Genomic DNA, 25,017 nt, shown 5'->3' with positions numbered 1-25,017 from the left:
AGGTCTCCCGGTCACCTCAGCAGGTGGCAGGCGAGGTGGAGCGCCAGGCGCCGGGCCGGATCGTCGGGCTCCACGCCGAGTCCGCGCAGGCGCTCCAAGCGGGCGGTCACGGTGTTGCGGTGCACGCCGAGCACCCGGGCCGCGTCCTTCACCGAACCGCCCGCGTCGAGCACCGCGCCCAGCGTGGCCAGCAGCACCTCGCCGTCGTCCGCGTCCAGCACGGCGGGCAGCACCTCCCGCGCGGTGTCGGCGAGGTGGTCGGGCAGCGCCGCCAGCAGGCTGCGCACGCCCATGCTCTCTGCGGTCAGCACGGTGCGGCTCCCCTGCTGCCTGGCCACCGTCGCCGCGGCGCGGGCGCCGCGCACCGACTCCGCGAGCCCCGCCGTCGCGTCCACCGGTCTGCCGACCCCGGCGGCGACCGGCAACCGCTCCGCCAGCCGCCGGACCCCTTCGGCCGCGGCCGCCAGCTCCCCGGCCCCGGGACCGCCGCCGTCGCGTCCGGTCAGGAAACCGATCCACGCACCGCCTTCCGGCGCGAGCACCCCGCCCGGACCGCCGGTCTCCCACACCGAGCAGAACTCCGCGTCCAGCGCGGCGGCGTCCTGCGCCCGCACCTCGTCGACGGGCACGACCGCCACCGCCGAGGCGACGCCACCGGTCGGCCAGCCCACCGCGGCCAGACCTTCGAGCAGCGAGTCCGACCGCTCGCCGTCGAGCACCCGCCGCAGCAGCGCGGCGGCCGTGCGCGGGCGCCGCTCCGCCTCCAGCCGCCCCGCCGCCGCCCACGCGGTCACCTGACCCTTCGCCACCGCGAGCACATCGCGGACCGTCCGCCGCCAGCCCTCCGAACGCGCCCCGGTGGCGGCGACGAGCCGCCCGAGCGGTGCCCCGCCGACTCCCACGACGGGCTCGACGACGACGTCCAGCCCGTCGCGCCACGCCTGCGCTGCCGCGCGGCGCCCGGCCACCACCTCCCCGGAGACGTCCACCAGCGCCACCCGCACACCGGGGAGTTCGCCGTTGAGCACGCCGAGAACCGCGCGAGCGCTCGGTCCCGCCTGGGCCACGCGGAGCGCGCACCGGGCGGTGAGCGCCGCCCGCGCGGCCTCGGGCTCGGCCACCGCCGCCGCCAACCGCAGGGCCACCTCGCGCGGATCGGCGGAGACCGCGATCAGCGGAACGCCGAGCCGGGAGGCCACCAGATCGGCCGAGGGCGAGCTGATCGCCGCCGCCGGTGCGAGCACGCACGCCGCGGCCCGCTCCCAGGCCCGCCGCAACGCGGCCTCGACCGCCCAGCCGCCGCGCGCCGCCGCTTCGCTGAGCACGCACGCGGTGTGCGGCACACCGCCACCGATCTCCTCGATCCGGTCGACCAGCCGCACGGCGTGCACCGGACGTTCGTCACCGGCCGGTCCGACCTCGGTTCCGCTGACCGCGCCCGAACTGAGCAGTTCGGCGACGGTCAGCGGGTCAGCGCGCGTCATGGCCATCCGGGTCCGCCCAGCCCGAACGCGCCGGGACCGGCCAGCGCCAGCCCCCGCGGACCGCGCCACGCCTGCGCCGCGGGCAGCACCACCACGTCGACCTCCCGCCCGATCGCGACGTCCTCCACCCCGAGCACCTGGTGCCCGGGCACGTCCAGCAGGCCGATGGCGTCCGGCACCGACGCCACGGCTCCTCCGTCGTCGAGCGCCAACAGCACCTCGTTGTGCACCTCCAACCGCAGCACGTGCCCGGACTCCTCGCGCACCACGACGCTGGACGCGGCGGCGGGCAGCGTCCGCGACCCCCACCGGGCGGTCCGCCGCTCGACGTCGATCACCTTCCCGCGACCGAGCGATCTGCCGCCCAACCGCCGGGCGACGGTGTCGCCGTCGACCCCCTCGCGCAACCACCGCCCCACCCCGAGCGCCCGGCTGATGCCGCCGTCGATACCGGCCGACCCGAGACGCCGCGCGTCGGCCGGGTAACCGGCGCAGACCACCCATCCGCCGCAGCTGAGCACGGTCTGGCGCAGCAGCACCTCCAACCGGTTCGCCGGGCAGTCGAGCACGACGACCTCTCCGCCGCTGCCCGCGACCGCCAACGGCGTTGGCGAGATCCCGGACAGCGCGAACGTCGTCTGTTCGACCAGCGGGAACACCCGCCCCATCCCGTCCGCGTCCAGCAGCGGAACGCCCAGCTGCGCGGCGGCGATGACCGGCAGCAGCGCGTTCTCACCCGCGGCGTTGAGCGCCACCACCGCGTCCAGCTCACGACCGGTCCAGCGTTCGAGCCGGCGCACCGCGCGCAGCACCTCGTCCCCGGTGGGCAACTGCTCGTCCAGCAGGAACGGCGCTCCGACGAAACCGACCGCCGCGCACCACCCGCGCGCTCGGCCCGGCCGCACCAGCCGGACCGGGCCGGTTTCGAGGAGCACCGCGCGCAGCCACTCGACCGGAACGCTCGCCAGCCCGCTGCCCCCACCGCTGCCGGAGGTGAACAGCCGCGCCCCGGCGAACAACGGGTCCACGTCGTCCGCGGCGATCCGCTCGGCGACCGGCCATCCCGTCACTGCACGACTCCGCTGGCCCGGACCTGCACGCGGTGGACGTTGCCGGGCAGGTACGCCACCGGGGTGGTGCGGATGCCGTCCACGCGCGCCGAATCCGGCCGCGCACCAGCGCTGATCACCCGCACCAGCGCCTCCTCGGCAACCCGGTCCACGGCTCCGTCCACTCCTCCGGAGCTCGGTTCCACCAGCACCCGGTCCACTTCGGCCGCGGGCTGGGCCGTGGCGGCGCCCACCGCCGCCGCCCACCGGCCGTCCGCGAGCCGGCGCGCGTCGGACAGCCCGTCCGGGAGCTCGCCGAGCACCACCACCGGACCGGGCTCGGCCCGCACGTGCGCCGCCAGCGCCGCGCCGTCGGCGCCGGAAGCGACCAGGTCCGGCAGCGGCAGGCTCAACCTCGGATTCCGGAAACCGTTGCCGCGCCGGGGAAGTCCTGTCTCGATCCGGCCCGCGAAGCCGCGGCTGCCGTCCCACTCGACCACCACCGCGTCGTCGAGACCGGCGAGCACCCCCGCACCGCGCAACGCCGCCGCGACGTCGGCGGCCAGCGCGGCGACCGGGAACCGGCGCAGGTACTCGGTGTTCATCAACGCGGCGTCGTGCCTGCCGAACAGCACCGGAACTCCCGGCAGGAACTCGTCGACCACCGCCCGCACGGCGTCGGCGAGGCGCTCGGCCGCCGGGCGCAGCGCCGCGTTCAGCACGGTGGTGTTCTCCCTGGCGAGCAGGCCGAGACCGCCGACCTCGTGGGACAGCGTGACGGGCAGGTCCGGTGCCCGGCGGTGCACGACCTCGGCGACGGCGATCTCCTGGTCGGCCACCATCGGCGCCCCGACCGCCGTCACCGCGAGGCCGCGCGCCCCCGCCTCGGCGGACTCGCGCGCGAACCGCAGCACTGCCTCCTGATCGGGCGCCCCCAACGGCCGGCCGCTGAGGTCGTGGCCGCCCGGTTGGACGCAGCTGCCGACGTGCACCGCCCCGCGCAGGTGCTCGGGCCAGCCGGACAGCGGCGGGAAGACCGAGCGGTCCGAGTGGGCCAGCCGCAGCACGGCAACCGGCTCCAGTTCGTCGCCGGTGGCCAGGACATCGGAGAACCAGCTCGTCGCGACGGTCACCGAATCCACCTGGTCCCGGGGCGCGGCGGCCAGCGCGGCGCGGAGCGCGGCGGGAACACCCCGCGACACCGGAGTCGGTGAAACCCCTCCCGCGCGCACCTCATCACCGGCGACGACGGCCGTCCTGCCACCCGCGGCGTCGAGGTGGACCCCGAGCCGCATCACCGGGCGTCCGGGGGCATCGGCATGGCCCCGAGGCTACGTCGCCGGCCCGCGTCAGTCGATCGGCATGCCGACCCGAACCCGGTTCCCGTCGGGGTCGCGCAGCTCGACCTCCCGCGTCCACCGCCGGTTCCGCGCCGTGACGCCGAATTCGGCCGCCACCGCGTCCACGTCGTGGACCCGGAGGTAGATCGCCGTTCCCGGCTGCGCGTCGTGGTCGTGCTCGGACAGGAACAGCCGGACGTCGCCGCGCGCGATCTCGACGAACGCCGGTGAGCCGGGTTCGGCCCGGTGCTCCCACTGCACGGTGAAACCGAGCAGCTCGTACCACTTGACCGCGGCCTCGGCCTCTCCGACCCGGAGGATCGGGATCACGTCCTCATCCACGCGGCCATCGTGACACCGGTGCTGTCGCACTGCACGGCACCTCGCCGCTCAACCAGCCGCCACCGGGGTGGACCGCAGATCCCGCGCCCAGCTCCACTCACCCGGTTCCGGCGCACCGACCAGCTTCAGGCCCGCTCCGCGCAGGGTGCGCGCGACCGCGATGTTGTCCACGTGCGTGTGCGCGGTCAGCGTCGTGACGCCGAGTTCGGCGGCCTGCCCGACGAGTCCCCGCGCCAGCGCAGAGCCGATCCCCCGGCGCTGCCGGTCATCGCGCACCAGCAGCGCGAGCTCGGCGGAATCTCCGTCGTACATCAGGTTTCCCATGCCGACCACGTCGCCGTCCGGTCCCAGCGCCAGCAGCGTCCGGCCCAACGCCGGGGTCAGCAGCCGCAGCACTCCCCGCTCGCCCTGCGGACCGGGGCTGAAGTAGCGCCGGTAGCGCGACGCCGCGGAGCACCGCGCGTGGAACTCGGCGACCAGCTCCGCGTCGTCGCGGTCGGCCGGACGCACCGCGACCTCGCCCCCGGCGACCGCGACCCGGCGCGGATCCGGGCGCGAACGCGCCCGGCAGCCGGCGGCGAACTCGGCCAACGCCCGGGCTCGGGCGTACTCCGCGGGGGTGAACGACGCGCCGGGCCGCCGCAGCACCAGAACCCCGCCTCCCGGGTCGGACAGGCACATCGTGCCCTCCGCGAGCGCGTCATCGGCGCGTTCCTCCTGCCACCGGACCTCGACGTGCCCGATCAGACCGCGCAGCGCGCGGACGAGCTCGGTGCGCCCGGTGAGCAGGTCGGCGGCGAGTCCGATCGTCCGGGTCGGCACGTCGTCCAGTTCCCGCACGTCGGCGCGCAGCGCCCGGACCTCGCGGGCGCCCGCGCGCCGGGCGGCGCGCACGAGGTCGGCTTCGCGCACGGCCTCGGGAGCGTGCATCAGCACCTCGTCGACCACGCCGTCGGGCATCGGGTGCACCTGCATGGTGCGGATGTCCCCGCCGAGCGCGGCGAGTTCGGCGGCCAGGCGTGCGAGTCGCCCCGGGGTGTCGGCGAGCGAGATGCGCAGGCGCCACAACCGGCGTCGCTGTTCGGCGACGCCGTCCACCTCCGGCGCGGGCGATGCCGGGACGACCCGCCTTCTCCGGCGGCGGGTATTCGCGGCCGCCGCGACCAGCAACGACGCACCCAGGGCCAGCAGGACCGGGGAAACCGCGTCCGGGCCGCGCGTTGCAGGGACGAACAGGTGCAGCGTCCCGGCCGCGAGGACGAGGACGGCGAGCTCGACCAGTTCGCGGGTCCAACCGTGCCGCTGGCGGCGTTCTCCGGTAGCCATGCCGCCATCGTCCACGCCCGGTGTTGCAGCTCCTTGACCTGCGATGACGACGCGGTTAAAGGACGAACGCCCACGCGGTATCCGAGAGCACGTCGCGTTTTCCCTTGCGAGACGGGCACTTCCGGTGCCGCGAGCGCGGAAACCGCGTCGGTTCAACCTGATCGTGTGATGCGAACCTCAGTTCGACTCCGGATCATGGACGTCGAACCCGTCCCATCCCCGGAGGTCGCACCATGGTTCCCGGCACCGCCCCGCCCCGCACGTCGTCAACGCGTGTTCTGGCCGTAGGACGAGAACTTCTCCGCGCAGCGCGCGAGTTCGGCCTCCCCGAGCAGCCGCGGGGTCCCGACCCGGCTGGCCGTCAGCCACAGCTCGCACAACCACTCCAGCTGCTGCGCGCGGCCGTAGGCCTTCGCCAGGTCGTCGGCCACCACGACGGTCCCGTGGTTGCGCAGCACGCAGCCCTTCCGACCGCGCAGCGCCTCCGACATCGCTTCGGCGAGCCGGTCGGTGCCGAACGTGGCGTACTCCGCCACGCGCACCGTCCCGCCGAAGTCCGCGAGCTGGTAGTGCACGGCCGGGACGTCGTCCCGCAACAGCGACAGCGCCGTGGCGTGCAGCGAGTGCGTGTGCACCACGGCTCCGACGCCGTGATCGCGGTAGGCGGTCAGGTGCATCGGGAGTTCGGAGGTGGGCTTGAGCGCGCCCTCGACCACCTCACCCGAGGACAGCTCCACGAGCGGCACGTCCTCCACCCGCAGCGCGTCGTAGTCGACCCCGGAGGGGGTCACCGCCACCAGGTCGCCGCAGCGCACCGAGACGTTCCCGGACGTGCCGACGACCAACCGGTCCGCCGTCATCCGGCGGGCGACGGCGATGACCTCCTCCCGCTCGCCGCGGAGCCGCGGCCCACCGCTCATCCCCGGCTCCGCTCAGCAGGCGGCGCCGGACGCGTCCGACGCCGACTCGTAGGCACCGATCGCGGCGACCTTCTGCGCCGAGGGCGAGGACTCGTCGAACCGCAGGTCCAGCCACTCCGCGGCCAGCTTGCGGGCCAGCTCCAGCCCGACCACCCGCTGGCCGAAGCACAGCACCTGGGCGTTGTTGCTGAGCACGGACCGCTCGACCGAGTAGCTGTCGTGCGCGGTCACCGCGCGGATGCCCGGCACCTTGTTCGCGCTGATCGCCACGCCGAGCCCGGTGCCGCACACCAGCAGCGCCCGGTCCGCCTTCCCCTCCGCGACGAGGCGGGCGGCGTTCACCGCCACGTGCGGGTAGGCGGTGTGCTCGTCGGCGCCGACGCCGACGTCGACCACCTCGGCGACCCGGTCGTCGTTCTCCAGGTCCTTCTTCAGCGCGTTCTTGTACTCCAGCCCCGCGTCATCGGAGCCGACCACGATGCGCCACGGCGTCTGTTCAGCCACGGATATCGTCCTTTCCCCACATCACGCCGCGGTGTTCGCCGCGAGCACCTCTCCGATCCGGCCCATCACGAGCGCGAACGACGTCGCCCCCGGGTCCGGTGTTCCGACACTGCGCTCGGCCAGCGGCCGGGCCCGGCCGGTGCGCGGGCGCAGTTCCGCGGTGCGCTCCGCCGCCTTGGCCGCGGCCTCCGCCGCCTGCTGCCAGGCCTGCGCCCCGCCCGCACCGGAGTCGATGGCGGCGCGCAGTTCCGACACGAACGGGACCATCGCGTCGACCAGGGTCTTGTCGCCCGGCTCGGCACGTCCGAGGCGCTGCACGGTGGCGAGCGCGGCCGCGGCACCGGCCGCCAGGTCCCCGCCCGTCGCCTCGCGGTGGTCGGGCAGCAGATCGCCGAACGAGCGCAGCGCGGCGCCCCACAGCGCACCCGACGTGCCACCGGCCTTCGCGGCCCAGGCGTCCCCGGCCGCGAGCAGCACCGCCGCGGGCCCGACGCCCTGGGCGGCGGCCTCGTCCGCGGCCGCGACCGCGGCCGAACTGCCCCGGGTCATCCCGCGCCCGTGGTCACCGTCCCCGGCGATCGCGTCGAGGCGCCCGAGTTCGTCCTCGGCGTCGCGCAGCGCGTCCGCCACCGTGTGCAGGGCCTTCACCACGACCGCCGCGGTGGCCTGCCCCTCGGCGGGGGCCACGACCGTGACCCGCTCGGCGGGAGCCCGCAGCTCCTCGTCCACATCGGACTCGTCGGTTTCCGGCTGCGACACGGTTCCCTTGCGGTAGGCCGGGGTGTCGACGGGGGCCTGCCACAGCCGCTCCAGCTCGTCGTCCAGCCAGGTCAGCGTGAGCGAGCACCCCGCCATGTCCAGGCTGGTCACCAACTCGCCGACCTCGGGTGCGACGACCTCGACCCCGGCCTCGGCCAGCAGCCGCGAGGCGGTGCGCCACACCACGAACAGCTCCTCGTACTTGGTGGCACCGAGCCCGTTGAGGATCGCCGCCACCCGAGGCGTGCCGCCGGTCTCCGGCGCCTCCGCGAGCAGCCCGTCGACCAGGATCTTCGCCAGCTCCGACGCCGACGGCATGTCCCGTTCGGACACCCCGGGCTCGCCGTGGATGCCCAGGCCGAGCCCCATCCGCCCGGCGGGGACCTCGAACAGCGGGTGGTCCTGCCCGGGCAGGGTGCACCCGTCGAAGGCGACGCCGAGGCTGCGGGTGCGGTCGTTGGCGTGTTCGGCCACCCGCACCACCTCGTCGAAGGAGTAGCCCTCCTCCGCAGCGGCCGAGGCGACCTTGAACACCACGAAGTCGCCGACCACGCCGCGCCGCTTCGCGTGCTCCTCGGCGGGTGCGCTGGCCACGTCGTCGGTCACCACGACGTTGTGCGCGCGGATCCCCTCGCGTTCCAGCCGCTCCACGGCCAGGCCGAAGTTCATGTTGTCCCCGGCGTAGTTGCCGAAGGAGAACACCACGCCCGCACCGTTGTCCGCGGCGCGCCCCACCGAGTAGGCGTCCTCCGCCGACGGCGAGGTGAAGATGTTGCCGATGACCGCCCCGTCGGCGAACCCGGGCCCCACCACACCGCAGAAGGCCGGGTAGTGCCCGGAACCGCCGCCGGTGACGACGGCGACCTTGCCCCGGCGGGCACGCCGGGAGCGGACCACGCCGCCGGGAACCTGCCGCACGTAACCGGGATTCGCGGCGACGAAGCCCTCAACCATGTCTTCGGCGAACGACGCGGGATCGTCGTACAAGCGCGTCATCTGCTGCTCCTCAACGTCATCGGGAGGTCAGGACTCCGCACCCTGCTGCCAGAGCGGCCGGGCGCGGTCGATCGAGGCCAGGTAGTCGCGGTAGCCGCGCTCGTAGAACTCGACCGCGTTCGGGTGCGGTCGCACGACGCGCCGGGCCGCGGCCCACTTCTCCCGGTCCACCGGTTCGCCCAGCGAGTCCCACGCGGTCATCGCGGCGCCGCGCGCTCCGACGCCTTCCTCGTACGGCACGTGCAGGCTGGTCCCGAGCACATCGGCGAAGATCTGGCTCCACGCCGCGGACCTCGCACCACCACCGCACGCCGACACCTCGCCGGTCAGCCCCGCGGCCTCCAGGTTGTGCCGCGCGGCGTAGGCGACCGCCTCGCACATCGCGCGCACCAGGTCCGCAGGGGTGGTCTCCAACGACAGGCCGGTGAACTGCCCCCGTGCGTGCGGTTCCACGAACGGGGCACGCTCGCCGGAACTGGCCAGGAACGACAACGCCGAGACCCCACCTGCGCCGGGCCGGCTGTTGCCGAGCAGCGTCTCCAGCTCCTCGATGCGGGCTCCCACCGTCCGCAGCACCCAATCGAGGTTCGCGGTGCCGACCATCGCCGGCATCACCCGCAGGTACCGGTCGGGCCGCGGTGTGGCCAGCCACATCCCGGCGATCTCGCCGTCCGCGTCGATGTCGACCGTGTCGCGCAGCACCTGGCAGCCCAGGGTGGTCCCGATGACCAGCGTCCCGTCACCGGGTCCTTCGACCCCCGCGCCGAACGCGCACGCCGGCAGGTCGAACGGACCGGCGGAGACCGGCAGCCCGGCGGGCAGGCCGAGCTCCTTGGCGCTCTTGGCTTCCAGCGCGAACAGCTTGTTCGGCGGTGCCGGTTCGGCCAACAGCCTGCGGTGCTCCTCCAACCCGCAGGCCCGCAGCGCTTCCACCGAGTACGTGCGGGTGGGCACGTCGAGGAACGGCAGCGAGGCGTCCGAGGCGTCCACGGTGATCTCGCCGGTGAAGCGCTGCACGATCGCGTCGACGCAGTACCCGGCGACCGCGGCCCGTTCCAGCCGTTCCGGGTCGTGTTCGGCCAGGTAGGCCAGCAGCGGCCCCGCCGAGCCGGGGAACATCCCCGACCCGGTCAGCGCGTACACCTGGCGCAGCACGCCGGTGTCGTGCCAGCGGTCGAGCACGTCCGAAGAACGGGCGTCCAACCACGAGATCGCCGGTCCGACCTGGTGGCCCTGTTCGTCGCGCAGCCACAGCCCGTCGCCCTGGCCGGTGATCGCCAGGGCCTCGACCTGCTCACCGCTCTTGTCGGCCTCCGCGCTGACCTCGCGCACCACTTGGACGACCGAGTCGAGGACCTCACCGAGGTCCTGTTCGACCCGCCCGCCCGGGGACCGCCGCAGGGTGGAGCGCACGCTGTGGGTGACCAGCGCCGATCCGTCCCGCTTCAGCAGCGACGCCTTGGTCACCGAGGTGCCGACGTCAACCCCGACGATCATGGCCGCAGACCTTCGAACTGGTCGAGGACGTCCGGGTTGGCCACGAAGCGCGGGCGCTGCCCGTTCAGGAACCGGGCGACCTCGCCGGCGACGATCTCGGCGGCGCGATGCGCGGTCTGCCGGGTCGCGCCGGCCAGGTGGGGCGTGGTGATCACGTTCGGCGCATCGAACAGCGGCCAGTCGCGCGGCGGCGGCTCGATGTCGTAGACGTCGACGGCCAGCGCGCCGAGCCGACCGGACTTGAGCAGGTCCGGCAGCGGGGCGTAGTCCAGCAGCCCGCCGCGGGCGGAGTTGACCAGGACCGCGCCCTCCGGCAGCAGCGCGAGGTTCTCGGCGTTGAGGAGGTGCTGGGTCTCGGGCGTGAGCCGGGCGTGCAGGCTGACCACCGAGCTGCGCCGCAGCAGCGCGTCGAGCTCGACGAGTTCGACGTCGTCCTGGGCGGCGTCCTCGGCCTTCACGAAGGGGTCGGCGACGAGCACGTGCGCGCCGAACGCCTTGAGCACCCGGGCCACGATCTTGCCGATCGCCCCGTACCCGACGAGGCCGACGGTCGAGCCGTCCAGTTCGATGCCGGCGTTCTCGTAGGCGTAGTAGTCGCCACGCCAGTGGCCGGACTTCAGCTCGGCGTCCGAGCCGGGGATGCGGCGCAACGCGGCCAGGATCAGGCCGACGGCGAACTCGGCGGCGGCCGCGGCGTTGCGCCCCGGCGCGTAGGAGACGATCACGCCTTGTTCGGTGGCGGCCTTGAGGTCGACGTTCACCGGCCCGCCCCGGCAGACGCCGACGAACTTCAGCCCCGGTGCCTTCGCCAGCACCTCGTCGGTGAAGGGGGCCATCTGGGTCGCGACGATCTCGGCGTCGCCCAGCGCGTCGAGCAGCTGGGCCTCGGTGCCGCTGGCCTCCTGCACGTTCCCGACCGGGCCGAACGGCTCCACCGGCCAAGGCAGCTGAAGGGTGTTGAACCGCAGGTCGTGCTCACCGGCGCTGCGCCGCAACGCGTCGACGAACACCTCCGGAGCGACGAAGTGGTCGCCTGCGGCGAGAACACTGGTCATGGGGAGGACTCCTTTGTCTTCAACGGATCAGGTGGCCGCGGGAGCGCTCAGCTGCCGACCGGTTCGGCCAGCGAGCCGAGCAGGCGCTGGCGGACGTCGTCAAGGTCGCTGGCGACGTAGCTGGCCTTGGCCAGCGCGTCCTCCGCGGGCGGGTAGTCGGAGTTCGGAATGGCAATCACAGTCATTCCCGCCGCGGCTGCCGCCCGCAACCCGTTGCTGGAGTCCTCAACGGCCAGGCAGTCGGCCCCCGCGTGTCCGAGCTTCTCGGCGGCAGCCAGGTAGACGTCCGGGCTGGGCTTGCCGCGCGGCACCTCGGCGCTGGACACCGTCGCGGTGAAGTGCTTGGTCAGGCCGTGGCGGTCGAGCACCGCGTCGATCAACCGGCGCGGCGCCGAGGACGCCAGCGCGATCGGGACCTGCGCGGAGACGTCGGTGACCATCTGCCGGGCTCCGGCCAGCAGTTCGATTTCGCCGTCGTCGAGTGCGGCGATCATGTCGTCGACCACCTGGCGTTCAGTCTCCTCAGCCGACTCGGCCGCCTCGCTGAAGCGAGCGAGGAACGCCGCCCACTCGGGCGCGCTCATGCCCTGGACCTGCCGGGTCTGCTCCACGGTCCAGGTGCGACCCCGGGCGGCGGCGAACCGCGTCCACATCCGCTCCCACAGGTGCTCGCTCTCGACCAGTACGCCGTCCATGTCGAACACCACCGCGCGGTGGGCGCCGGCCGACCCTTCGGGCTGCGTCATGCTCCTACCTCCCGCCAATCACTGACGGACCTCAAATTAACACCACCGTAGTTAATTGTCACCCTCTCTGTGATACTCCCCCGTCGACCGCGGGTTGATGACCACCAACGGCCCCGCGGAAGGCAAGATGAGTGGCATGTCGTCCGCACCGAAGAAGCAGTCCCCCCGACTCCTGCGCCAGCAACGGATCATCGACCACGTGGTCGCCCAGGGGTTCGCCAGCGCGGCGGAACTGTCCACGCTGACCGGGGTGAGCCTGATGACGGTGCACCGCGACATCGACGACCTGGTGACGCGCGGCCTGCTGCGGAAGTTCCACGGCGGCGTGTCCGCGCAGCCGTCGACGGTCTTCGAGAGCAGTTCCGACTTCCGCCTGCACACCCACATCCAGGAGAAGGAGGCGCTGGCCAGGGACGCCGTCCAGTTCATCACCCCGGGCATGTCGGTGCTGCTGGACGACTCGACCACCGCCCTGGCGCTGGCCCGCCTGCTACCCGACGTCGGGCCGCTGACCGTGGTCAGCAACTACCGCCAGGTCGAGGAGACGCTGCGCGAGGTCCCCGACATCAGGCTGATCGGCCTGGGCGGCGAGTACTCCCGCACCCACGACTCCTACCTGGGTCTGCCGTGCCAGGAGATGGTCAGCAGTTTCTCGGTCGACATCGTGTTCCTGTCCACCTCGGCCATGAACGCGCACATGACGTTCCACCAGGAGCAGGAGATCGTGATCGTCAAGCGCGCGATGCTGGCGACCGCGGCGACGAAGGTGCTGATGATGGACGCCAGCAAGGTCGGTCGGGCCGCACTGCACCAGTTCGCCCCGGTGAGCGCGTTCGACCACGTGCTGCTCGCCGGCGAGCTCGACGACGATCTCGTCGAGTCGATGCGGGAGCACACCGACGTCCGGCTGTGCCCGGTCGAGCACTGACCCGACCCCGGTCGCAACATCGCGCGCCGAGTTTTAACACTGCTATTGATATTTTTACCGCAGTGTATGAACATGGGCCGTGACGTGAGCGAGGTCGTAGGCGACCAGCGGGCAACGCCTCGCCTTGCACCAGCACCTCAACGTGGAGGTTTGGCGTGTCTACAGCCACTCCTGCGGGATCTCCATCCCTGCTCGACCGATGGGGCCTGCCCAAGGCGTTGGTCTACGGCTACATCGGCGTTCTGCTGTTCATGATCGGTGACGGCGTCGAGTCCGGCTTCATCTCGCCGTACATGGCCGACCACGGAGCAGGCAGCGACGTGCGCGCCGGTTACGTGATCACCCTGTACGGCGTCGCGGTGATGATCGCGTCCTGGTTCTCCGGCGCGCTGTCCGACGTCTGGGGACCGCGCCGGGTGATGATGCTCGGCTTCGCGATCTGGGTCGTCTTCGACATCCTCTACCTGGTGTTCGCACTGGGCACCCAGAACTACGTGCTGATGCTGGTGTTCTACGGCATCCGAGGCTTCGGCTATCCGCTGTTCGCCTTCGGGTTCCTGGTGTGGATCACCGCGACGGCCCCCAGTGCCCGACTGGGGACCGCGGTCGGCTGGTTCTACTTCGCGTTCACCGGTGGTCTGCCGACGCTGGGCTCGCTGTGGTCGAGCCTGACGACGCCGGCGCTCGGCCAGCTGGGCACGCTGTGGTCCGCGCTGGTGCTCATCGCCATCGGTGGCGCGTTCGCCCTGCTCGGCGTCCGGGAGCGCACCGGCTTCAAGCGGCTGATCTCGGCCGACGTCTCGCTGGGCCAGAGCCTGGGCAGCAGCGTCTCGGTGATCTGGACGCACCCGCGGGTCTTCGTGGGCTGCATCGTCCGCGTGATCAACACCGCACCGGAGTTCGGCATGCTGGTGTTCCTGCCGCGCATCTTCTCCGACGACGTCGGGTTCGGTGAGAGCCGTTGGCTGCAGCTGCTGGCGATCATCTACGGCACGAACATCGTGTTCAACCTGATCTTCGGCGCGCTCAGCGACAAGATCGGCTGGCGGACGACGATCGCGACGTTCGGCGGGCTCGGCTGCGCGATCAGCGTCTGCCTGCTGTACTTCATCCCCACCTTCCTGGGCCCGGACTACTACTGGGCCGCGGTCGTGGTCGGCATGCTCTACGGCGCGACGCTGGCGGGCTTCGTGCCGATCTCGGCGCTGATCCCGTCCATGGCCCCGACGAACAAGGGCGGCGCGATGGCGCTGCTGAACCTGGGTGCCGGTGGTGCGACCTTCGTCGGTCCGGCCATCGCGAGCCTGTTCTTCCCCACGGTCGGCGCCGCCGGCGTCACGATCATCTTCGCGCTGCTGTACGTGGTCTCGATCGGCCTGACGATGCTGCTGAAGCTGCCGAAGGACGCCGAGACCGCCATCGAGCAGGGCAAGAACCTGCAGGAGGCCGCTGCCAAGACGAGCTGACCCGGCTGCAACGGATCCGCCCGCGCCCTGGCCCCGGGGCGCGGGCGGACTCGTATCCGCCCGTCGTCGCCGAGCGCGACCACGAACCGGCCACCGGCGACGAGCGCGGGTTGCCCGATGAACCGACCGGACAACCGGCCACGGCGACGTCCGGTGAACAACGAAACGCCGCCATCAACGGCACGCGCGGCCACCACCACGACGTCCTGACCGTCGACCTCGTCCACGGCGATCGCCGGATCCGAGACCGCGGAGGCCTCGAACGACGCCACCGGTGACCATCCGGTGTTCTCCGCGAGCACGACGAGGCGCCCGGTCGCGGACTCGCGGAACGCCGCAACAGCATGTCGCCCCCGGGCGACGGAAACGCCACCACTCGGCCGGAATCCGGCGTCCTGCCTGAGGTCGAACCGCCCCGGTCGGCGCTCCTCCCAGTGCAGCAGCCCGCTGCGAGCCACCGCGAACACGTGCACCGAACCGCGACCGTCCACGACCGCGGACACCTGGTCGTCCACCGCCCCGCCGCCGAGTTCGCTCCACCGCCCGCCGCCCCAGCCCACGCTGACCCCACCGCGCGGGTTCCGCACCGCCACGACGACCCGACCGTCCGGGCGCACCGCAGCGGCAGGCGGGCCGACCCCGGTGACGACCGCGGCACTAGTCGGCACGCCCCAGTCCTCCCAGCCCACCGGCCACTCTCCGGACGGACCCTGCCGTTTCAGCGCGATCCGCCCGGATCGGACATCCTGCACGACCAGCACCAACTCCGCCGAGCCGACCAGGACGGGAGCCCCCGCCACAGCCCAGGGAGTGTCCACAACGGACTCGCGAACACCGTCGCCGAGCACCAACCGTCCGCCCACTTCCCGCACGTGGTGGATCCGGCCACGCCGGTCGGCGCGCGCCCACCCTGAACCGGTCGGCCACCGCGGGCGGCTGCTGCGAAGCCACGCGTCGTAGGGGTCCTGCATGCTCACGACGCGATCGTGGCGGGCGTAGCGGCGGAAGATCTCCCGCTTGTCCCGGACGGCTTCCGGCGGGAGGTTCGGCGACGAGTCGGCGATGTTGTAGTCCCGGTACTCGATCACCGGAACGGCGCTGCCACGCAGCGCCGCGCGGACGAACGCGGCGATCGCTACGTGGTCGGGGTGATCGTGGTGCTCGCCCCACTGCTGCTGGTACCGGGGGTCCGGGGCGGAGTCCAGGGTGCGCACCACATCGGGTGCGATCCGGTCGAAGATCCAGCGCAACGCCGCGACCACCGCATCCCGGTCGTACTCGCCGGGACGCACCGGCGCTCCCGTGGGAAGCACAGTCCCGACCCGGGCGGCCGGATCCGCCCAGAGCCTGCTCAACGCGTGACGGCCGCCCGCGGCGCGCGGATCGTTGTCGTCCGGCAGATCCGCGAAGACGAGCCGGACTCCCGGGCGAGCGCGCAAGGTGTGCAGTTCCACCTCCCGGCCGCCGGGCATCCCCAACGCGCGACGATCCCATTCGTCGGGCACCCCGGCCATGTGCGCGAACGCGGCGTGCGCGCCTGCCTGGCGTTGCGCCGCATAATCGGCGGACGGTTCCACGTCGCTCTCCCCGGCGGTGAGGTAGACGGTCGTCACGCGCGCTCCCGAACGAACCGCGAGGGACTCGTCCGGGTTCATGAACAAGATGTCGTCATCGGGGTGGGCGACCACCTGGACGTGCGAGGGGCGGCTCACCACCCCCTCCGCACCCGGCGAACCGAACGGGCACAGCAGAGCGGCCACCACACCGGCCGCGATCCCGGCTCTCCTCATCCCACCCACCTCCGGTACCTCCACCCCAGGAAGACGGCGAGCAACGCGCCCGCGCAGGCGGCGGACAGCTGGAACGCGAACCCCGGCGGCCACCACTGGACCACCAGCTCACCGCGAGCGATCCCGGCCGGTATCCGCACCACGAGCAGTCCCGCCGGAGTCGACGCGACCGGCACCGCACGTCCGTCCACGGTGGCCCGATATCCCGGCCATGCCAGACGGGCGAACACCAGCCCGGCGTCGCCGCCCGCCTCACGGACGAACCGCACCACTTCCCGGTTCCGACCGGCGGGGACGTCTTCGGTCACCAGCACTCCGCGCGCGTGGCTGAGCCTTCCCCGAGGCCACGGAACCGGTGCCCCGCGGCGCAGCACGGTGGCCTCGGCGGTCCGCTGCGCCACCCACCAACCGGCCGGCGGGACGGGCGAGTCGACCAGCGACCGTTGCACCACGACACTCGTGACCTTGAGTTCGTCGGCCAACCGGACTCCGGGCGCGTCCGCCCGCCACAACCGCGCGAGCGCCGCGGGACACGTCGAGCCGTTGTACTCCAGGCACAGCGCCCTGTGCAGCGCGTCGAAACCGATGCCGGTGTAGGACACCAGGCTCTCCAACCCGGCAACGGCGGGCATGTTCCCGAGGAGAAGCCGCGACCAGGCCCTGCCCGACGCGATCTGCTCAGCCGGAATCCGGTCCCGGTTCGCGACCTGCATGACCGCCCCGTCCCCGAGGTCCCGGTACTGCGCGCGCAGCCGCCGGACATCGGTCGGGAAGTTGTACACCGCCACGTCGCGGTTGGCCGGGAACCACAGGCACTGGAGCACCAGCGCGCAAGCCGTACCGAGGTGCAGCACCACGACCAGTCGGGAGCGCAGCCGCACCGCGACCGCGAGCAGCAATCCGACCAAGCCCAACGACACCAGGTGCTTGCCGGCCTGCGCCGGCCACGCGGCGAACGCGAGATACCCGCTCAGCAGCAGCACACCAACCGTGCACGCAGACCGGACCTTGAGGTGGTCCGTGCGCAACCCCCGCGACAGCACCACGGCCAGCAGCACCGCCAGGGCCAGGTGCAGGACGGCGACATGCCGCAGCGGCCACCGGAAGAGCCAGACGTTCGACGGTCCGATGCTCCAGAGGAAATACCCGACGGCCAGCACCGCGGCGCACCCGCACCGCCGCCACAACGCACCGACGCCCCGCCAGTCGACCCAGGCGAGCAGCGGAACGGCGAACCACGCGAGGTACGTGGCGGGCACGGTCGTCCGGAACGAACCGAACGACCGGATCTGCGGTGCGAAACTCGGCAGACTGGCGTTGAGCAGGTCCGTCGCTCGCGGGACCAGCAGGCCGACGTTGAACAGCTCCAGCCCGGACCGCCAGCTCACCGAGGAGGCCGCGAGCAACGGGAAGTACACCAACGGCAGGGTCGCCGCGACGGCGACGCCGGTCAGCACCAAAGCACGCGCCGCGCGCCGACCGCCACCCCGGACGCGGCTCTCGGCCAGCACACCGGCGAAGACGAAGCACAGCGCGACCGCACCGTACGGATCGCCCGCCGACACGCAGAGGAAGCACAGGATCCACGCGGTCAGCGGCGAAGCCACGCCGTCGGCCACGCGGCGCAGCGCCCACCACGCCCACGGCAGCCACGCGAAACCGACCAGCCCACCCGCCCAGGTCGCGGCCTCGAAGTACAGCACGAAGCCGGACACCGGCAGGGCCACCGCAACGGCCGAAGCCGCTGCGCGACCCGCGCCGTGAACCCGGCACAGCAGGAACGTCCCCACGCCGAGCAGCACCAGGTACTCGGTCTTGACCACCGCGGCGGCGACCGCGAGGTCACCGATCCACACGACGAACGCGCAGTTGACCACCTGCACCGGGTTCCAGATGCCGAACAACGTCTCGGCCGCGATGTTGCCGCCCATCCAGGATCCGAGGTCCAGCACCGGAGGCCAGTCACCGGACAGCAGGCGCTCGCCCAACCGATGCCACATCGGCAGGAACTGCGCCGCGCTGTCGTCCCAGAAGTAGAAGGACGGGTTGACCAGCACCGGCACCTGGCACAGCACGGCCACCAGTCCGGCCACGCACAGGCCGGCCCGCCAGTCCCCGCCCGGAGTTCGGCCGGTGAGCACCGCGCGGTTGAGCACGAACGTCGCCGGTACGGCGACCAATCCGCTCGCCAACGGCGCGAAGACCGGGTCGACGCCGAACGCGCCCACCGACATCGCGGCCACCCCCGCCCCCAGCGCGACCACGGCCACGTTCGACAGCGGGAACAGCAGGGACGAGCGCAGGCTCGGCGCAACCCCGAAGGTGAAGCGGCAGTTCAGGAAGTACGAACACGACGTCGCCACCACCGAGGCAGCGATGTTCGCCGCGACCTGCGGGAGCAACGACCACAGCGCGAGGTAGACCGCGTAGTGCACCGTCGTGTTCGCCCCGCCCACCACGGTGAACCGGCCGATCTCGGACCGGCGGAGGTGATGCCACATCGCCGATCTCCTAGGACGCCAGTTCGGCCACCGGCTCGGCCGGGCGAAGCCGGTGGCAGCCGTCGGGAGCGGGTTCCGGACCGACCTCCTTGACCAGGTAGTGCGGTCTCCTGCGGGTTTCGGCGTAGATCCTGCCGAGATATTCGCCAAGCACTCCCAGGAAGAGCAGTTGCAGTCCCCCGACCACGATGACGCCGGCGGTCAGCGCCGCGTGCACCGCCGACCACGAACCTTCCGCGGCGGCGTGCGCCAGCGCCGCCGCGCAGCCGCCGGCCGCCAGCAACGACGTGACGACGCCGAGGCACAACGACGACCGCAACGGCCTGTCGTTGAACGCGACCAACCCGCTGACCCCGTAGTCCACCAGCGACCGGAACGACCACCGCGACGCACCGCGTGCCCGGCGCACGTCGCGGAAGGAGACGTAAGCGGTGTCGAAGCCGATCCAGGAGAAAAGCCCCTTGGAGAACCGGGTGTACTCGGGCAGCGCCAGCACCGCGTCGACCGCCCGGCGCGACAGCACCCGGAAATCGCCGACACCGTCCCGCAGCGGCACCGCGCACATCCGCGCGGCCAGCCGGTAGTACCACCGGGCAGGTGCTCTCCTCCCCCACCGCTCCCCGCTGCGGTCCCGGCGCGCGACGACCTGGTCGCAGCCGGAGTCGAGCACGCGCAACATCCGCCGCAGCACGTCGGGAGGGTGCTGCAGGTCGGCGTCCATGATCGCGACGCGGTCGCCGCGCGCGTGCCGGAGACCGCACAGCATCGCGGATTCCTTGCCGAAGTTGCGGCTCAACGACACGTACCGGAACCGCGGGTTCAACGCGGCCAACTCCCGCGCCTCGGGCAACGTCCGATCGGTGCTGCCGTCGTCGACCAGGACCACCTCGTACTCCGGGACGCGTCCCGCCAACGCGGCGACCAGCGCGTCGTGCAACTTCCGGAGTCCGCCCTCCTCGTTGAAGCACGGAACGACCACCGACAACAGGTACATGGGTCAGCTCTCATCCAGGGTCGAAAGGCTTCCGCGGAACGCGGAAAACCACTGCGGGCCAACGGATCGCGACGACCGTAGAGCGCGCGTCGCTACCACGACCCCGCCGACACACCGGCGAATAATCCGGATGGGCCTGATCCCGGCGCGATATCCTCCAGCGGAGTTCTCCGCGTCCCCGGAGTCACATTCCGGAGCACTGCCCCGAAACATCACCGTCCACAGTGTTCGGACGCGACTCGTCCTCCGGAGCGGGAACGTTCCCGGTGCAGCGCAGGGACCCGCTGATCCGATTGCCCGCGACGACGATGCGCGCCCGGGTGCGGTTGTCCCGCAACGACGCGGAATCCCCGACCGACACCCCGTCCAGCCGCACGAGCCCGCTCGTGCCCGTCACGTCCACCGGTCCGCCCACCCGGCCACCGGACAGCCACACGGCTTGCGCCCCGTGCGCCTGGACCCGCCCGGTCACCACCGAGTCGACGGACACCAGCGCGGCGCCGGGCAGCACCCGCACCGAGCCCCGCACCGTCGCGTCGCGCAGGCACAGCACGCCTTCGGACACCTCGACCGGCCCGTCGATCCGCCCCGTGCGGGTCTGCCTGCAGCCGACGACCGGCACGGTCAGGGCCACGGGACGACGCGGGCCGAGATTGTCGACGTCGGCGTACCCGCCGGTGGCCTTCTCCCGCTGGTACCGCAGGGTCAGCGCGGCGACCCGGACCCGGCCGCGCAGCTGCGCCTCGTCCGCCCCGGCGCGGACCTCGACCGCCCCTGGCGGATCGACGGACACCGCCACGCGGTTGAGCGGGTTGGCCAGATCCACCGCGGCATCCCGCGCGGTGCGCACCGACCAGCTGATCCGCCCCTCCCCATCGCTGACGTCGACCCACGGCCGGTCCGCGACCAGCGAGTACGGCGCCACGCCGGAGGGGATCGGTTCGTCGCTCGTGGACTGGTCGATCCGCAGCTTCCCGGTGTCCGCGTCGAAGCCCATCCGCTCGGTGTAGAGCCTGCGCATCGTGTCCGGGGTGGGTCTGCCGTGGTGCACGTAGTACCACTCGGAGCCGTCCGGTGACGCGACGACGCTGCCGTGACCGGTCGAGTACATGCCGATCCGCTCGTCCTGCTGCAGAACCGGGTTCGCCGGACTCTTCCGCCACGGGCCGAGCGGGCTGCGCGCCACGGCGTATCCCACGCCGTAGAACCGGTTCTCGTAGTTGTTCGCCGAGTACGTCAGGAAGTACACGGGACGCCCGGCGGAGTCGTACCGCTTGACGGTCGTCGATCCTTCTTCCCAACGGCGGTCCTTCTTCCGCCCGCCGCTGTGCTGGTAGTCGTTGACGTGCGCGTTCTCCCACGCCTGCGGATCCGAACCGTAGTCCAGGATCCGGCTGAAGCCGTCCCTGCGGGCGCCCGGCGGGTCCTGCGGCGACCGGTTCGCGTCGCGGTACCGCGGCGCGATCGACGGCATCGTGGTCCCGCTCGGATCGCGCCACCAGTCGTCGGTCAGCTCGACCGCGTAGATGTTGGACTCCTCGATGTACTTGCCCAGAACCGGATCCCACACCCAGTTCCGGTAGGCGTTGCGGGAGAAGTACAGGTAGATGCGGTCGCCGTCGAAGAACACGTTCGGATCGATCGACGGGAGGTAGGTGCCCAGCGGCGCCCGCAGGCCCTCCTCCAGCGACGCCGGAGGACGCTTGGGATCGCGCATGATCAGGTTGACGTCGTGGTAGTCCGGGTCGTACGGCCGGTAGTCGATCGGCCGGTCGGTGATGTTGTGGAACGGCCCGGTCGGCGAGTCGGCGACCGCGACACCGATCTTGCTCGGCTCCTCGAAGTCGGGGTACTTGAAGTACTCGGCGACCAGCGGCTCGGCCAGCCGCGCGGCGTAGAACAGGAAGTACTTGCCGGTCGCGGGGTTGTGGTAGACCTCCGGCGCCCAGAACCAGTCCCGCCCCCACTGCCCCGGGTCGGCGGCGGGCAGCGCCCCGCCGGGGATCCGCTGCCACGTCGCGAGGTCGGCGGACCGGTAGATCGCGAAGTGGTAGCCCGGATCGGCGCCCTCGGTGGAGTAGGCGTAGTAGTAACCGCCGTCGCGGAGCACGTACGGGTCGGCGGCGGGCAGCGACGCGTTGTTGAAGTAGGTCGCGTTCGACCCGCGCCCACCCGCCATCGCACCACCCAAGCCGATCACCAACACCAGCGGTAGAACAAGCAGGAACACCCCGAGCCGCCGCATCCGCCCCGCCTTCCCCACGCTCACCCACAGCGAGTGAATGTGCACGCTGTGCGCGGTGTCAAGGTGCGCACCGCGAACGGCGGACCACCTTGCCCGCGGACACCGCGCGCCTGGCACGCTGAGCCCATGACGTCAGCGTCGTCGTTCCCCCGCCGCAGTGCCCGCACGCAGGGCTTCACCCTCGGCGCCCCCAGGAACTTCACGGTGTCCGGCAGCGGCGACACCGTGCTGTTCCTCCGCTCCGCCGACGGCACCGACCGCAGCAACCGCTTGTGGGCGTTGGACACGACGACCGGCCGGGAACGGGTGCTGGCCGACCCCGACGCGCTGCGGGCGGGCGACTCGGTCTCCGCCGAGGAGCAGGCCCGCCGGGAACGCGCTCGGGAACGGGCCACCGGCATCACCGGCTACGCCACCGACCAGGCGGCCGCGTTGGTCGCCTTCGCCGTGTCCGGACGCCTGTTCGCCACCGACGTCGCGGCCGGAACCACCCGCGAACTGCCCGCCCGCGGCCCGGTCGCCGACCCGCGCCCGGCCCCGGACGGCAACCGAATCGCCTACCTGTCCGGCGGAACGCTGCGACTGATCGATGTGGACGGTTCCGACGACCGCGCCGTGGTCGAACCGGACGGCCCGGACGTCACCTGGGGCGCGGCCGAGTTCATCGCGGCCGAGGAGATGAGCCGCTACCGGGGCTACTGGTGGGCGCCGGACGGCTCGGCGCTGCTGGCCGCCCGCGTCGACGAATCCCCGGTCGGGCACTGGTACCTCACCGACCCCGCCGACCCGTCCCGCCCACCTCGGGCCATGCGCTACCCGGCGGCCGGCACCGACAACGCCGACGTCTCGCTCGCCGTGCTCGCCCTCGACGGCCGGCGGACCGACGTCGACTGGGACCGCGCCGCCTACCCGTACCTGGTCGCCGCGCACTGGTCGGCGCACGGTCGTCCGCTGATCGCGGTGCAGAGCCGGGACCAGCGCACCCAGCTGGTCCTCGCCGTCGACCCGCACACCGGCCGCACCGAGGAACTGCACCGCGACGTCGACCCGCACTGGATCGAGATCAAGACCGGGTGGCCCGCGTGGACCCCGGATGGCCGGCTCGTCCGGGTCGCCGCCGAGGACGGCGCGTACCGGCTGGTCGTCGGCGACCGCGCCTGGACGTCCGCGCCCCTCCAGGTCCGCGCGGTGCTCGACGTCGACGACGACGTCCTCGTGTCGGCGTCCGAGGACGACCCGGCGGAGATCCACCTCTACCGGGTCACCGAATCCGGAGCGCAGCGGCTCACGAGCGGCCCCGGTGTCCACACCGGAACGCGCCGCGACGACGTGCTGGTCGTCGCCTCCGGCACGCTCGACGAACCGCGGACCCGGGTGCGGGTGCTGCGCGGCTCCGAGCAGGTCGCCGAGGTCGGCAACGTCGCCGAAGAGCACGGCATGACGCTCAACGTCGAACTCCTGCGCCTCGGCGAGCGGCGGTTGCGCAGCGCGCTGCTGCTGCCCGCGGACCACCGGGGCGGCCCGCTGCCGGTGCTGGTCGACCCGTACGGCGGCCCGCAGGCCCAGCGCGTGCTCGCCCGCCAGCAGGGCTACCTGACCTCGCAGTGGTTCGCCGACCAGGGGTTCGCCGTGCTGGTCACCGACGGTCGCGGGATGACCGGCCGGGACCCGGACTGGGACCGCGCGATCGCCGGTGACCTGGCCGGACCGACGCTGCAGGACCAGGTCGACGCGCTGCACGCGGCCGCCGCGGAACACCCCGAGCTCGACCTGAACAGGGTCGCCATCCGAGGCTGGTCCTTCGGCGGCTACCTGTCCGCCCTGGCGGTGCTGCGCAGGCCGGACGTCTTCCACGCCGCGATCGTCGGTGCAGGCGTGGTCGACTGGCGGCTGTACGACACCCACTACACCGAGCGCTACCTCGGCGACCCGCACACGGCACCCGAGGTCTACGAGGCCAACTCGCTGCTGGCCGACGCGGACAAGCTGGCCCGGCCGATGCTGATCGTGCACGGCACGGTCGACGACAACGTCGTGATGGCGCACGCGCTGCGGCTGTCGGCGGCGCTCACCGCCGCGGCGCGCCCGCACGCGATGCTCCCGCTGCCCGGCGTCAGCCACATGCCCACCGACGAGACGACCAGCGAGAACCTCCTGCTGCTGCAGGTGGACTTCCTCCGCCACGCCCTGGCCCGGTAGGGCCGGTTCCGCCGGAGCGGAACCGGCCGCGGCTCAGAGGATCTCCAGCGGCACCGGCCCGGACGGCGCGGGGAACGCCGCGTCCAGGTCGGCCAGATCGGCGTCGGACAGCTCGATGTCGAGCACGGCAGCGTTCTCCGCGACGTGCTGCCGGGTCGCCGCCTTCGGGATCGCGCACACGCCCGCGTGCGCCAGCACCCAGGCGACCGCGATCTGGGCGGGGGTGGCGGAATGGCGCTCGGCGACCTCCCGCAGCGCCGGCGCGCCGAGCAGCCTGCCCTGCTCGATCGGCGAGTACGCCATCACGGGCACCTCCCGCTGCGCGCACCACGGCAGCAGGTCCCACTCGACGCCGCGCCGGGTCAGGTTGAACAGCACCTGGTCGGTGGCGCACTCCCGGCCGAGGTCGGTGCCGAACAGCTCGGCCATGTCGTCGGGGTCGAAGTTGCTCACGCCGAAGTGCCGGATCTTGCCGTCGGCGCGCAGCTGGTCGAACGCTTCGAAGGTCTCCTCCAGCGGGGTGCCGCCCCGCCAGTGCAGCAGGTACAGGTCGAGGTGGTCCGCACCGAGCCGCCGCAGGCTGCGCTCGCACGCCTCGACGGCCGCGCGCCGCCCGGCGTTGTGCGGGAACACCTTGCTGACCAGGAACACCTCGTCGCGCCGCCCGGCGATCGCCTCGCCCACGACCTCCTCGGCGCCACCGCTGCCGTACATCTCGGCGGTGTCGATCAACCCCAGGCCCAGGTCGAGACCGTGCCGGAGCGCGTCGATCTCGTCGGCGCGCCGCGCGGCCCGTTCGCCCATCCCCCAGGTTCCCTGCCCCAGCACCGGCATCGCGTCCCCGGCGGGCAGTCGAAGGTGTCGCATGCTCGTCGC

Annotated in this window: 18 protein-coding genes and 1 pseudogene; 3 read left to right on the top strand and 16 right to left on the bottom strand. The window is 72.6% G+C overall.

The features are described 5' to 3' along the window. Positions 1-11: 11 nt before the first annotated feature. From NV263_RS09585 to NV263_RS09535, 11 genes are all read right to left on the bottom strand, one after another. Entirely contained in the window at positions 12-1,484 is a 1,473-nt protein-coding gene (locus NV263_RS09585) for a PucR family transcriptional regulator (protein WP_263252304.1), read from the bottom strand. Next, positions 1,481-2,554 (bottom strand): DUF917 domain-containing protein, encoded by a 1,074-nt coding sequence (locus NV263_RS09580; RefSeq protein WP_263252303.1) that lies wholly within the window; start codon positions 2,552-2,554, stop codon positions 1,481-1,483. The genes NV263_RS09585 and NV263_RS09580 overlap by 4 nt, the downstream gene beginning before the upstream one ends. Further along, on the bottom strand, positions 2,551-3,828 hold the full coding sequence (locus NV263_RS09575) for a hypothetical protein (RefSeq protein WP_263252301.1): 1,278 nt from the start codon (positions 3,826-3,828) through the stop codon (positions 2,551-2,553). Before NV263_RS09575 ends, NV263_RS09580 begins: the two co-directional genes overlap by 4 nt. 54 nt (positions 3,829-3,882) lie before the next feature. After that, positions 3,883-4,215 (bottom strand): glyoxalase superfamily protein, encoded by a 333-nt coding sequence (locus tag NV263_RS09570; RefSeq protein WP_263252299.1) that lies wholly within the window; start codon positions 4,213-4,215, stop codon positions 3,883-3,885. Between the two features lie 48 nt (positions 4,216-4,263). Beyond that, positions 4,264-5,541 carry a GNAT family N-acetyltransferase gene (locus NV263_RS09565; protein WP_263252297.1) on the bottom strand — a complete coding sequence of 426 codons (1,278 nt, stop codon included), beginning with the start codon at positions 5,539-5,541 and terminating at the stop codon, positions 4,264-4,266. A gap of 266 nt (positions 5,542-5,807) precedes the next feature. Continuing rightward, the gene (locus NV263_RS09560) at positions 5,808-6,461 is read right to left on the bottom strand and encodes a class II aldolase/adducin family protein (RefSeq protein ID WP_263252296.1); all 654 of its coding nucleotides are present in this window, start codon (positions 6,459-6,461) and stop codon (positions 5,808-5,810) included. Positions 6,462-6,473: 12 nt separating this feature from the next. Then, positions 6,474-6,965 carry a ribose-5-phosphate isomerase gene (locus NV263_RS09555; RefSeq protein ID WP_263252294.1) on the bottom strand — a complete coding sequence of 164 codons (492 nt, stop codon included), beginning with the start codon at positions 6,963-6,965 and terminating at the stop codon, positions 6,474-6,476. Positions 6,966-6,986: 21 nt separating this feature from the next. Further along, entirely contained in the window at positions 6,987-8,720 is a 1,734-nt protein-coding gene (locus NV263_RS09550) for a dihydroxyacetone kinase family protein (RefSeq protein WP_263252293.1), read from the bottom strand. A 27-nt stretch (positions 8,721-8,747) separates the two neighbouring features. Further along, the gene (locus tag NV263_RS09545; protein WP_263252291.1) at positions 8,748-10,217 is read right to left on the bottom strand and encodes an FGGY-family carbohydrate kinase; all 1,470 of its coding nucleotides are present in this window, start codon (positions 10,215-10,217) and stop codon (positions 8,748-8,750) included. Next, positions 10,214-11,272: a 2-hydroxyacid dehydrogenase gene (locus tag NV263_RS09540; protein WP_263252289.1), complete on the bottom strand. Its 1,059-nt coding sequence runs from the start codon at positions 11,270-11,272 to the stop codon at positions 10,214-10,216. The genes NV263_RS09545 and NV263_RS09540 overlap by 4 nt, the downstream gene beginning before the upstream one ends. Positions 11,273-11,319: 47 nt before the next feature. Further along, complete coding sequence (locus tag NV263_RS09535) at positions 11,320-12,018, bottom strand: HAD family hydrolase (protein WP_263252288.1); 699 nt, start codon at positions 12,016-12,018, stop codon at positions 11,320-11,322. A 136-nt stretch (positions 12,019-12,154) separates the two neighbouring features. Between NV263_RS09535 and NV263_RS09530 the strand changes: the two genes are divergently transcribed. Both NV263_RS09530 and NV263_RS09525 read left to right on the top strand, forming a co-directional pair. After that, positions 12,155-12,946, top strand: a complete 792-nt coding sequence (locus tag NV263_RS09530) for a DeoR/GlpR family DNA-binding transcription regulator (protein ID WP_263252286.1) — start codon at positions 12,155-12,157, stop codon at positions 12,944-12,946. A 155-nt stretch (positions 12,947-13,101) separates the two neighbouring features. After that, positions 13,102-14,412, top strand: coding sequence for an MFS transporter (locus tag NV263_RS09525; protein ID WP_263252284.1), 1,311 nt, complete (start codon positions 13,102-13,104; stop codon positions 14,410-14,412). Positions 14,413-15,533: 1,121 nt separating this feature from the next. Here NV263_RS09525 and NV263_RS09520 read toward each other — a convergent pair. The 4 genes and pseudogenes from NV263_RS09520 to NV263_RS09505 all read right to left on the bottom strand — a co-directional run. Continuing rightward, positions 15,534-16,202, bottom strand: a pseudogene (locus tag NV263_RS09520) (PIG-L family deacetylase); the annotation flags it as partial. Continuing rightward, a complete protein-coding gene (locus NV263_RS09515; protein WP_263252283.1) occupies positions 16,199-18,703 on the bottom strand; it encodes a GtrA family protein in 2,505 nt (834 codons plus the stop codon). The gene NV263_RS09515 and the pseudogene NV263_RS09520, both read right to left, overlap by 4 nt. A 10-nt stretch (positions 18,704-18,713) precedes the next feature. Further along, a complete protein-coding gene (locus NV263_RS09510; protein WP_263252282.1) occupies positions 18,714-19,697 on the bottom strand; it encodes a glycosyltransferase family 2 protein in 984 nt (327 codons plus the stop codon). A 184-nt stretch (positions 19,698-19,881) separates the two neighbouring features. Then, positions 19,882-21,966: a glycoside hydrolase family 43 protein gene (locus NV263_RS09505; RefSeq protein WP_263252280.1), complete on the bottom strand. Its 2,085-nt coding sequence runs from the start codon at positions 21,964-21,966 to the stop codon at positions 19,882-19,884. A gap of 102 nt (positions 21,967-22,068) precedes the next feature. Here NV263_RS09505 and NV263_RS09500 point away from each other — a divergent pair, with 102 nt between their 5' ends. Further along, entirely contained in the window at positions 22,069-24,141 is a 2,073-nt protein-coding gene (locus NV263_RS09500) for a S9 family peptidase (RefSeq protein WP_263252278.1), read from the top strand. Between the two features lie 33 nt (positions 24,142-24,174). On the opposite strand, the gene NV263_RS09495 is transcribed toward NV263_RS09500, so the two are convergent. Continuing rightward, on the bottom strand, positions 24,175-25,008 hold the full coding sequence (locus NV263_RS09495; protein ID WP_263252276.1) for an aldo/keto reductase: 834 nt from the start codon (positions 25,006-25,008) through the stop codon (positions 24,175-24,177). Positions 25,009-25,017 lie beyond the last annotated feature (9 nt).

The organism is Saccharopolyspora rosea, assembly GCF_025643595.1.
GTDB lineage: Bacteria > Actinomycetota > Actinomycetes > Mycobacteriales > Pseudonocardiaceae > Saccharopolyspora > Saccharopolyspora rosea.
The sequence above is the reverse complement of the archived record's forward strand: the minus strand, read 5'-3'. Positions and strand labels throughout refer to the sequence as shown.